This window comes from Pantoea sp. ME81, from assembly GCF_903970985.1.
Lineage (GTDB): Bacteria > Pseudomonadota > Gammaproteobacteria > Enterobacterales > Enterobacteriaceae > Pantoea > Pantoea communis.
This window is the reverse complement of record NZ_CAJCKS010000159.1, coordinates 1-11,119: the sequence shown is the minus strand read 5'-3', so window position 1 is coordinate 11,119 and position 11,119 is coordinate 1. Positions and strand designations below refer to the sequence as shown.

Here is an 11,119-nt window from a genome sequence, read left to right as displayed (position 1 = left end):
AGAAAAGGGCGGTCGGCTTCCTCAAATAATCGAATGTCCAAGCACGGGCTCCATCATAAACAAGGGTATGTAGCGTGGCGGTCGCTTTAAATGGCAACCCCTACAACAAAGCAGGATTTTCGTGGGGTGCAAATTAATGCCTAGTTTTGCCATAAATGGCGGTCGTCACAAATGGCGACACCAGGTAACACTAGCCGACGAAAAAAGATAAAGCCTGTCAAATCATCAGGCTTTCTGTGTAGAATGCCGCGGCAAGCCGCATGGAATCTGGCATCAGCACTTTGATAGCTTTTGATTATCTGATTGATAACGACTGCATATTAGAAGTTGGCCCGGAAAAACTGTAACTTGCATCACATCTTTTAACGGAGGTCACCATGTCCATCATTAATACCAAAATCAAACCATTCAAAAACGCAGCGTTCAAAAACGGCGAATTCATCGACGTAACCGAGAAAGACGTTGAAGGTAAATGGAGTGTATTCTTCTTCTACCCGGCTGACTTCACCTTCGTTTGCCCAACTGAGCTGGGTGACGTGGCAGACCATCACGAAGAACTGCAGAAACTGGGCGTAGACATCTACTCTGTTTCTACTGACACGCACTTTACCCACAAAGCCTGGCACGGTTCTTCCGAAACCATCGCAAAAATCAAATACGCGATGATCGGCGACCCAACTGGCGCACTGACCCGCAACTTCGAAATCATGCGCGAAGACGAAGGTCTGGCAGATCGCGGTACCTTCATTGTTGACCCACAGGGCATCATCCAGGCTATCGAAATCACCGCTGAAGGCATTGGCCGTGACGCATCTGACCTGATCCGCAAAATCAAAGCGGCTCAGTATGTGGCTTCTCACCCAGGTGAAGTTTGCCCAGCTAAATGGAAAGAAGGCGAAGCAACACTGGCTCCATCTCTGGACCTGGTTGGCAAAATCTAAGTCACACCCAGCCATTCGATCTTTCTCAATCGGGTGCTACGGCACCCGATTTTCTTGACAGGAACTCACTATGCTCGATACCAATTTAAAAACACAGCTCAAGGCTTACCTTGAGAAATTAACGAAACCGGTTGAGTTGATTGCCACACTGGATGATGGCGCTAAATCTGCGGAGATCCGTTCTCTGTTAGCCGATATCGCGAGCTTGTCAGAAAAAGTCAGCTTCCGTGAAGAGAATGATCGTCCGGTTCGTAAACCCTCTTTCCTGATCACTAACCCAGGCAGCCAGAGCGGCCCACGCTTCGCCGGTTCGCCAATGGGTCACGAATTTACGTCACTGGTGCTGGCCCTGCTGCAGACCGGTGGACACCCTTCGAAAGAGTCGCAGAGCCTGCTGGAGCAAGTGGTTGCTCTGGATACCGACTTGCATTTCGAAACCTATTACTCGCTGTCGTGCCACAACTGTCCTGACGTGGTACAGGCGCTGAACCTGATGGCGGTGCTGAACCCACGCATCAGCCACACCGCGATTGACGGCGGCATGTTCCAGAACGAAATCACCGAACGTAACGTGATGGGCGTTCCAGCGGTATTCCTGAACGGCAAAGAGTTTGGTCAGGGCCGTCTGAGCCTGGCGGAAATCGTTGGCAAAGTGGACACCAACGCTGAGAAACGTGCAGCAGAAGAGCTGAACAAGCGTGACGCCTATGAAGTGCTGATCGTCGGCAGCGGCCCAGCGGGCGCAGCGGCAGCGATTTACTCGGCACGTAAAGGTATCCGTACTGGCCTGATGGGCGAGCGTTTTGGTGGCCAGGTGCTCGACACCGTAGACATCGAAAACTACATCTCCGTACAGAAAACCGAAGGCGCGAAACTGGCCGGTTCACTGCGTGCTCACGTTGATGACTACGATGTTGACGTCATCGACACCCAGAGCGCCATTAAGCTGATTCCCGCAGCGAAAGAGGGCGGCTTGCACGCGATTGAAACCGCGTCTGGCGCAGTCCTGAAATCACGCAGCATCATCATTGCCACCGGCGCACGCTGGCGCAACATGGGTGTGCCGGGTGAAGAGCAGTATCGCACCAAAGGCGTGACCTACTGCCCACACTGCGATGGCCCGCTGTTCAAAGGCAAGCGCACGGCGGTGATCGGCGGCGGTAACTCCGGCGTTGAAGCGGCTATCGACCTCGCGGGTCTGGTTGAGCACGTGACGCTGCTGGAATTCGCCAGCGAAATGCGCGCCGACAAAGTGCTGCAGGACAAACTGCGCAGCCTGAAAAACGTCGATGTGATTCTGAATGCGCAGACCACCGAAGTGAAAGGCGACGGCAGCAAAGTGACCGGGTTGAGCTACATCGACCGTAACAACCAGACCAGCCACGAGATCGCGCTGAGCGGCATCTTCGTGCAGATTGGTCTGTTGCCGAACACCACCTTCCTGGAAGGCGCGGTAGAACGTAACAAGATGGGCGAAATCATTATCGATGCCAAATGCGAAACCAGCCTGAAAGGCGTGTTCGCAGCGGGTGACTGCACCACGGTGCCGTACAAGCAGATCATCATCGCCAGCGGTGAAGGCGCGAAAGCCTCACTCAGCGCGTTCGATTACCTGATCCGCACCCAACCGGCTGAATAAGTTTTATTGCGATAGCCACGCAGCAGCCCCGTAACGGATGTTACGGGGCTTTTTTTTGCCTGCGATTTAGCGGAAGAGGCAAGTGCAGTAAATTTGTGGTTTGGTTGTAGACTGAAAACATTCGATATTGGTTAAACCCTACTCACTGCGGAATTGGGATGAAGGCACTTTTATACGGATTTCTGACGGTGCTGGTGCTGGCCTGTTGTGCCATAGTGCCAGCCGCAGCGCAGGTTTATCAGCAGTTGCCGCATCATGAGGCGCTTACGGATGCCGATCGTGCCTGGATCAAGGCGCATCCGGTTGTCACCTACACTATTGAACAGCGCTGGCCTGAGGAGATCATTCGGGATGGGCAACATACCGGCTTAACTCGCACCGTGTTGGATGAACTGGAGCAGCGCACCGGTTTACGCTTCGTGTTCGTGCCGCCTGAGCAGGCGCTGATCGATCCGCCGATGCTGCTGCCCTCGGTGCTGGAAAAGCTGCTCACGCCTGAAGAGCGCCAGCGCTGGCTGTGGACCCAATCCTGGACCAACACTTTGCCGGTCATCGTCGGCAAGTTTGATACCGTGCACATTCGTTCGCTCACTCGGATGGAAGGGCAGAAGCTGGGCATTCTGCGTAACAGCGGTTACGCGCCCTGGCTGCGTCAGCACTATCCCGCTATTCAGTTGGTGACGTTTGACTCGTTGCCCGAGGCACTTGAGCAGGTGGAACAAGGTAAACTCCCCGCTGTGATTGCCTCCAGCATTGTGATGCTGCCCGTACTGCAACGCCATTACATCGATAAGCTGGCCATTGCTGCGCAGGTGCCGGAGATGGCCAGCGGTATCCATATGGCCGTGACGCCTGATGCACCGAGATTGCATGAGATTCTCGATAAAGCCATGGAGAACATCAGCAGTTACGATGTGCAGCGCATCTATCTGCGCTGGATTCCGATTGTCGAAGTCGGCACGCCACGGCTAAGCGTGCTGCTTTATCTTTACCCGTTCCAGATAGCCATCGGCACCATCATGCTGATTGTGATTCTGTTAGCGCTGGCCAGCGCCCGGCGTTCGAAAAAGCGTGCTCAGCAGAGCGAACAAGCCAAAAGTGAATTTCTCGCGGTGATGAGCCACGAAATCCGTACGCCGATGAACGCCATTATTGCGTCGCTGGAATTGCAACATAAGCCCTCGACACCAGCGAAACAGCAGGAGTATCAGGCGCTGGCGCTCTCCGCTTCTCAGGACATGCTGGAACTGCTCAACAACGTACTGGACCACAGTAAAATCAGCCAACAACAAATGCCACTGCAACTCGCGCCCTGTGACTTGAGCGCCCTGCTGGCCGCCGTGTGCGACAGCCAGCGCCCGGCGGCAGAGCGCAAAGGGCTAGCGCTCACGCTGCAATTGGAGCCTGCATTGCAAGGGCAGTGGTTTGAGGCTGATGCGCATCGTCTGAGGCAAATCGTCAACAATCTGCTGTCGAACGCGGTGAAATTTACCGACATCGGCGAAATTACGCTATTAGCTCATTGGCAGGATGACAAAGTGATGTTGTCGGTGCGCGATACCGGCATTGGTATCGCACCCAGCGATCAGCAGCGTCTGTTTCAAGCCTGGCAACAGGCCGAAAACAGCGGCGCGCGCTTGCGCGGCGGCAGCGGTCTCGGCTTGTATCTGTGCCGTCAGCTAACACGGCAAATGGGCGGGGAATTAACCCTGAATAGCGAGCCTGGCGTGGGCAGTACCTTTCGCTGTGAGCTGCCGTTATTACCCTGCGAAGCAGGCGCTGCCGATTCCTCAGCCAATGCTTTAACGGCGATTGCCGCCGATATTTCCGTGCTGGTGGTGGAAGATCATCCGGCTAACCAGCAGGTGCTCGCCGCCCAGCTCATACAGCTGGGCTGCCATTACGAGCTGGCAGAAAGCGCCGAGCAAGCGATGCGCTTGCTGGAAGAAGAAAACTATTACGATCTGATGCTGCTGGACTGCAACCTGCCCGGCAAAGACGGTTACTGGCTCGCCACACAAATCCGGCAGTTTGAACGCGCACAGCAGCGCGATCGCACCCCATTAATCGCCATCTCAGCAATCAGTGGCGCAGAGCATCGCCAGCGTTGTCAGGAGAGCGGCATGGATGATGTGCTGGTGAAACCGATTCGACTTAACGATCTTGCCAGCAAGCTGGGAGTCTTTTATCCAGGCAAGGCAACGGCACCGGCGGTTAACAGCGAAATGCAGGTGTGGCTGAAACAGGATCTTGACCATTTCGCCCAAGCCTGCGACGAGCAAAATCAGCAAAACATGATCTACTTTATTCATCGCGTCAGGGGTGTGGCGCTAATGTATCAACTCGATACATTGGCAAACATCAGCGATGAGATCGAAACCCACCTGCGGCAGCAATGCGCGATTGATGTCGAACTCATGGCGCACTGGCGCCAGCAACTTCAACAGCATAGCCCGCTCAGCGAAGCGTATTGAGAGTGCTCTTGTAGTGAATCAGGCGAAATTTTCATCAAATACCCGGACTTTTTCGCGCGTGGCTTCGGCCATCCAACGCCCAAACGGCCAGGTTATCTATCATGTTTGCTCGTCTGTTCAGCCTGCTGCTGTTATTCGCAGGGCTCTGTTTTTCATCACTATTACTGGCGAATAAGCTGCCGCTTAGCGTGGACGAGCAGCGCTGGATCGCGGATAACCCTGAGATCCCTTACAGCTTCATTGCCAGCTGGCCGTTGGATTATGCGCAGGATGGGGAACACATTGGCCTGAGCCGGGATTATCTCGATGAAATCAGTCGCCTGACCGGGCTGCGCTTTGTACTCGCTACGCGGAACTCGTTTGAACCTCGCCTGATCTCCGCGCTTGCCCCGGCGTTACTGGAACAAGACCAGCTTACGGATTGGCGCTTCAGCCAGCGCTGGCTCTCCACCGGAGCGCTGGTGATCAGCCATAATAGTGCGGGCGCGGTGCAATCGCTCGATCAGCTCAGCGGTAAACGCGTGGCGGTGCGGCGCGATACCTTCTATGAAAGCTGGCTACGTCATCATCGTCCCGACATCCTGTTGCTGCCGCTCGATCACACCCGTGAAGTGTTTGAAGCGGTGTATGACGATCGAGCGGAGTTCGGACTCGGTTCAGACCTGGTGATGCGTCCACTGCTGTATCGCTTCTTCTCGCATAAACTGGCGATTGCCGGACAGATTCCGGAGCTGATGGCCGGCATCAGCATGGGTGTGAGAGCGCAGGATCCACAGTTGCTCAGCATCATCAACAAAGCCCTGGCGGCGATACCGGCTGAGAAGGCGAATACACTTTATGAGCGCTGGGCGGGTGACTTAAAGCTGGGTTATCCCACAGTGGGGGTGATCTTCTCGCTCTATCAATGGGAGATAGTGGCCTTCGTGGTTTTGCTGCTTTTGCTGGGCTTCTTGCTGCGTCGTGCGCTTTATCTTCGGCGTCAGGCCACGGCCAGTGAGCAGCGCAAAACGCAATTTCTCGCCATGATGAGCCATGAAATTCGCACGCCGATGAATGCCATGATTGCTTCACTGGAGTTGCTCAATCGTCCGGTGACGGCGACGCAACATGCACAATATCTGGCGCTGGCGAATTCCTCGGCTAAGAGTTTGCTCGGCTTGCTGAATGACATTCTCGATCACAGCAAACTGTCGCACAAAAGCATTGTGCTGGAGCACTATCCCTTTGCTCTAAGCGAAATGATTGATGCGGTGTGTGACAGCTATCGGCCGCTGGCACAGCAAAAAAAGCTGATGCTGAACACCATTATCGAACCGCATTTGCAATCGCGCTGGGTGCAGGGCGATGCGCATCGACTGCGACAAATCATCAATAACTTACTGTCCAATGCCATCAAATTCACGGAAAAAGGCCACGTCACCTTAACGCTGGAAGCCGAAGATTTTTCGGACCAAACCTGCATGATCTCACTGGCGGTGACGGACACCGGCATCGGTATTGCACCTGAGGATCAATGCAGCGTGTTTGACGCCTGGACCCAGGCCGATACCGGCGCAGAACGCCACTATGATGGCAGTGGCCTTGGGCTGTGGATCTGCTGGCAACTGACCCAACTGATGCGGGGTAGCCTGCAGTGCCACAGTGCACCCGGTGCAGGTAGCACCTTTACCTTGAAATTACCGCTACGTATCTGCCCGGCACAAACCCAGCCAGCGGAGTCGCCACTGCCGCAGTTCAGCGTGGGAACCTCAATTTTGCTGGTGGAAGATCACCCAGCAGCACAACGCATGCTCAGTGCACAACTTCAGACTCTGGGCTGTGACGTGGATTGGGCGGAGAACGGTCAGCAGGCGCTTAACCTGTTGGAAGAGGAGAACTATTACGATCTGATGTTGCTGGATATCAATTTGCCCGATATCAGCGGCTACGATGTGGCTCGCCGCTGGCGCATGACAGAGAAACAGCGCGGCAATCCGCCGATGCCGCTGGTGGCGATTTCAGCGATGAATGATGCCGCGCATCATCAGCAGTGCCAGTTAAGCGGTATTGATGGCGTGTTGAGTAAACCTATTGTGTTGTCCGCGCTGGCGGATTGCCTGGCTCGCTGGTGTTCACGCGATAGCGTGGCAACGCAAGCGCCCACGATGCCAGTTCTGGATGAGCAGGTGAAACAGTGGCTGATTGAGGATGTTGAGCAATTTGCTCATGCTTGCCAGCACCTTGAGCACCAGCAGATGCAGCATCACGCGCATCGTTTACGCGGTGCGGCGCAGATGTATCAATTATTGCAATTGGCCAGCGCAGCGGAACAGATTGAAAACCATTTACGAGCGGCGCAGCCCGTGACGCCGCTGCAGGCTGAGATCTGGTTATCCGAACTTAAAACTGCAGTGACTTCAGAAGCTCATCTTTGATAATAAACAGCTCATGGTCGGCCTTGAGACCCAGCTTGCGCATGGCACTCTGCTTCTGCCCGCTGATGGTCTTCAGACTGCGATTGAATTTCTCTGCAATATCGGTGACCGTCATGCCAGTGAGAAAACAGCGAATCACTTCCTGCTCTTTCGGGGAAAGGGCGCTGAGGCTGACGGCACGCTGCATATTCTCTTCACTGTAATTGCCGCTGAGTAACACTTCGCCGTGACGCTGCTGTTGCGCCAGCTCCTGTGCCATTTGCGGTTCGAGGAAGGTACGGCCACGGCTCACTTCCAGCGCGGCGGTTTGAATCTCCTCAAACGGACGATTTTTACCGATAAACCCTTTGGCACCACCGCGGATCGCCAGCGCCACTGTTGCGGGGTTGTAGTGTGCTGAAATCACCAGAATCGCGGTTTTCGGATGCAGGCGGGTCAGGGTTTTAATCAGGTTTAGGCCATCGGTGTCAGAAGGTTCCAGTTCGTAATCAACGATCACCACATCGACCTCTTCACTCTTCAGGCACTGCAGCAAATCTTTACTCTGCGTGAAACTGCCTACCACACGAAAGTCCGGGTTTTCACCCAAGACCAGACTCAGGCCGCGTAATACCAGCGCATGATCGTCCAGCAACGCAATAGAAGTGTGATGTCGGGAGAAGGTTGTCATTGTTAACACTCGTGTTAATAAACGGGATGAATAAGAGTGTACTGCATTTTTTGTGAGCCAGTTATCAGCTCGGATAGGAATATTTTTGGAAAACCTTTTTGAGAGTGCTCTTGCGGATCAAAAGACGTCATAACCGTAAAGTACACCTACTCGCTGTGGCGGAGTCCACCAACTTAGTATGACTAAGGTTCATATCCCGATTGAGTCAGGCGCTCCAGGGCTGAATGCTTTATTCAGATGCGCAGCATGAGATTTTTAATTAAAGCTTATGAGGTTCACATGTTAAAAGCTATTCTTGCTGCCGCTATTTCATTAGCGGTGATGCCTGCGATTGCCGGACCGATGATTAACGTCGGTGAGTTAAATGAATATATTCAGCCAAAGCAAAACACATTGGCGAAAAGAATTAATAATACCGGTGATGCCACCGCATTTGTGCGCGTGAGTGTCGATGAAATGATTTTTACCGGCAGCGGTTATACAGAAAATAAGCTCGATGCCAATGCGCTGATTAAAGGCAGCGGCACAGGATTGATCTCCAGCCCGGCACGCCTGATCATTCCGGCGAAGGGCATGCAGAGCAACCGTTTAGTATTTACCGGTAGCCGTGATAAAGAACGCTATTACCGCGTGCGTTATATTCCAGTGATTCCAGAGGATGCGCAGGAATTTGGTTTAAGTAAAGACGAAGCAAAGAAATATCAGAATGAAATCAGCGCAGGCGTCACGGTATTAACCGGGTTTGGCACCATTGTTACGGTGCTGCCCGCCTCTGCGCGATTCGATACCCAAATAACGGAAAACAACCGCAGTTTACAAATCAGTAATAATGGCAATGCCAGTATTGTTATCCACTCGCTTAAAGAGTGCGATAAAGGTTTAAAAAATTGCAGTAGCGTAACTAACCATCAGTTACGTCCGGGCATGAAGCTCGAAAAACCGGTTAATACCGGAAAAGTTTGGCAGTACACCTTATATGAGGGTACGCAAAAGAAATCCCTGTCTTCAGGTAGCACTTATTAATCAACGATTCTTTGGAGAATTAAACATGTCAGTAAAAATCATCAGCGCTGCGGCGATCATTATGGCTTCCTCCTTTGCTGCACAGGCCGCACAGGTTCAGTTCAACGTGGAAGCTTCAATTCCAGACAACACCTTCTACGTGATTGGCACCGGTTGGGAAGCAGAAACTCAGCGTATGGCCTGGAATGAAAACAACCTGTCTTTGAATGCTTTTAACAAGGATTTGAAGATGAAGAACGCCAATGGCGGCATCAAGGCCTATCTGCAGGATGCAGCGGTGCTGACCTCTTCCAGCAACCCGGATCCGATTCCGTTGACTGTGAAGGTCTACAACCAGGTATTGCCAGTCGGCGCAGCTCAGGGTGTTGAAGTTGTGAATGCGACCGAAGCCAGCACGGAGAAAACCCGTGTAATGAACGTTTCTCAGACCACGGCTTTCACCTCCGCTAACCGCCCAGCGGCAGGCGAATACAGCGGTGCTATCACCATGATGTTTGACAGCGTACCAGACGACGAAGGCAGCCGCTGATTACCAGCTCTTTCTACGCATGGATTAAGCGTCAGAGATTTTTAACACTGACCAAAAGGAGGAGGGCGACTTCCTCCTTTTTTTACTTAGATTTTGGACTTTAGCCATGACTCTGTCCCGTTCACTTACCGGTATCACTCTGTTGCTGTGCTCTGCTGGAGCGGCGCAGGCCGATGCCGTCGCGCCACAGCGCGCACCATCACTGGCGCAGCAGGCGGCGGCGATGCCAGCGGATTTTCGTTCGCATTTTTTCAATGCGCCGATCTCAGCGCGCGTGATGCTGGATGGCAAACTGCTGGGTGATGCCAGCATTGTGTTGAGTGAAGATGAGCGCGTACAGATCGTGAATTTTACCGATGTCAGCAGTAGTGAATGGACGGAAACTGAGCGTCAGCGTTGGTTAACGGCGTTTTCTCAGCCCCTGGCTCTTGGACAATGCAACAGCAGTTGCCCGGGGAATTTAGTGGCAGCGGATTACAACCTTGCCAATGCGCAGTTAACGCTGATCACTTCCGCATTGCCGGAAAGCGCGGGGCAGCAGTTGTGGCATGCACTGCCGGAACAGAGCAGTGCGGGCATGCTGTTATCCAACCAGCTCAATCTTTCCGGTGGGCAGCAACAAAGCGCAGCAATGGGTTGGCTGGGTGGGCTTGAAGCCGCCATCGGCAACTGGAGCGCCATTGGTCAATATCAGCTGGATCGCAGCGGCGCGAAAGATGCAGAAACCCAGCATGCGGTGACCTCGCTCTATTTGATGCGCGAGAGCCAGCACACTTTTTATCGCGGTGGACTTTTTTCACCCGACAGTCAGGGCGTATTACGCCAACCCTATTCGCGCGGCAGCGGTGTGACCACGCTGGCAGGTGTGATGATGGGCAGCAGCGATACCCTGATGAAAGACGGCAATACGCCTGCGCTTTACCCGATTTGGGTCACGGCGAACCGTGAAGGGATTGCCGAGATTTATCGCAATGGCGTGTTGATTAACTCGCAGCCGGTGCAGCCTGGCTTACAGGCATTGGATACCGCTCCGTTACCGGGCGGTATTTATGAAGTGGAAGTGCGCATTCTGGAGGATGGTCAGGAGACCAGCCGTAACGTTGAAACTGTTAATAAACCCGCAGGCTGGCGTAATCCTGACCAACGTCTGCGTTACAACCTGTTTGCCGGTCAACAAACGGCGCTGATGAGCAATAAGCGCAATCAGCAGCATGGCGAGATGGCGGCAGGCACCAGCCTTAACTATCTGATCAAGCCCAATATGACGGGCGGGGTGGCGGTACAAAAGGTGGGTAAAGAGAAGCAGGCAGGTGTTTCTCTGGACTGGCAGGCCAGCCAGCAGGTGCAGCTGTATAGCAACCTGTGGCACAGCAGCGTTACCGGTTACGGTTTTGACTCACAGGCGATGTGGATGCATGAAAAAGGCAAC

Annotated in this window: 8 protein-coding genes; 7 read left to right on the top strand and 1 reads right to left on the bottom strand. The window is 53.6% G+C overall.

Features of this window, described 5'->3' with window-relative positions; all coding sequences use genetic code 11:
- The first annotated feature begins 377 nt into the window (after positions 1–377).
- From ahpC to H7A81_RS21730, 4 genes are all read left to right on the top strand, one after another.
- Complete coding sequence (ahpC, locus tag H7A81_RS21745) at positions 378–941, top strand: alkyl hydroperoxide reductase subunit C (RefSeq protein ID WP_034824884.1); 564 nt, start codon at positions 378–380, stop codon at positions 939–941.
- Positions 942–1,011: 70 nt separating this feature from the next.
- Positions 1,012–2,580 (top strand): alkyl hydroperoxide reductase subunit F, encoded by a 1,569-nt coding sequence (gene ahpF, locus H7A81_RS21740; protein ID WP_182058693.1) that lies wholly within the window; start codon positions 1,012–1,014, stop codon positions 2,578–2,580.
- Between the two features lie 158 nt (positions 2,581–2,738).
- On the top strand, positions 2,739–5,054 hold the full coding sequence (locus tag H7A81_RS21735; RefSeq protein ID WP_182058692.1) for an ATP-binding protein: 2,316 nt from the start codon (positions 2,739–2,741) through the stop codon (positions 5,052–5,054).
- Between the two features lie 101 nt (positions 5,055–5,155).
- Positions 5,156–7,468 carry an ATP-binding protein gene (locus H7A81_RS21730; RefSeq protein WP_182058691.1) on the top strand — a complete coding sequence of 771 codons (2,313 nt, stop codon included), beginning with the start codon at positions 5,156–5,158 and terminating at the stop codon, positions 7,466–7,468.
- Here H7A81_RS21730 and H7A81_RS21725 read toward each other — a convergent pair.
- Positions 7,434–8,138: a response regulator transcription factor gene (locus H7A81_RS21725; protein ID WP_166936141.1), complete on the bottom strand. Its 705-nt coding sequence runs from the start codon at positions 8,136–8,138 to the stop codon at positions 7,434–7,436. The two genes, H7A81_RS21730 and H7A81_RS21725, sit on opposite strands and share 35 nt — an antisense overlap.
- Positions 8,139–8,417: 279 nt before the next feature.
- On the opposite strand from H7A81_RS21725, the gene H7A81_RS21720 reads away from it, so the two are divergent.
- The 3 genes from H7A81_RS21720 to H7A81_RS21710 form a co-directional block, all read left to right on the top strand.
- On the top strand, positions 8,418–9,161 hold the full coding sequence (locus H7A81_RS21720) for a hypothetical protein (protein ID WP_166936143.1): 744 nt from the start codon (positions 8,418–8,420) through the stop codon (positions 9,159–9,161).
- A gap of 25 nt (positions 9,162–9,186) precedes the next feature.
- Complete coding sequence (locus H7A81_RS21715; RefSeq protein ID WP_182058690.1) at positions 9,187–9,690, top strand: CS1 type fimbrial major subunit; 504 nt, start codon at positions 9,187–9,189, stop codon at positions 9,688–9,690.
- Positions 9,691–9,796: 106 nt separating this feature from the next.
- Positions 9,797–11,119: TcfC E-set like domain-containing protein (locus H7A81_RS21710; RefSeq protein WP_255479016.1), on the top strand; the 1,323-nt coding region annotated here is incomplete at its 3' end.